This window comes from Micromonospora sp. LOL_023, assembly GCF_048060115.1.
GTDB lineage: Bacteria > Actinomycetota > Actinomycetes > Mycobacteriales > Micromonosporaceae > Micromonospora_E.
In genome coordinates, this window is sequence record NZ_JBHMIM010000231.1 from 1 (window position 1) to 217 (window position 217).

The window sequence follows — 217 nt, forward strand, 5'->3', positions numbered from 1 at the left end:
CACCTTCGCCGTCTACGGCATCTAACAAACGGTGATCAAATCAGACATAGAGGAACAACGCCGGGGCCGTGGGTGGTGGGGTTGTTGTTGGCGTAGGCATAGGCGTTGAGGGTTTGTGGGTTGTCGGGGTTGACGAGTGGGTCAGGGGAGATGAACCGGCCTTGGGTGGGGTCGTAGTGGCGGGCGCCGATGTGGGTGAGGCCGGTGGGGTCCTGGG

At 62.2% G+C, this 217-nt stretch carries 1 protein-coding gene; it reads right to left on the reverse strand.

The features are described 5' to 3' along the window. Positions 1-35: 35 nt before the first annotated feature. On the reverse strand, positions 36-217 hold a 182-nt coding region (locus tag ACFHVL_RS31570; protein ID WP_416632278.1), incomplete at its 5' end, for an RHS repeat-associated core domain-containing protein.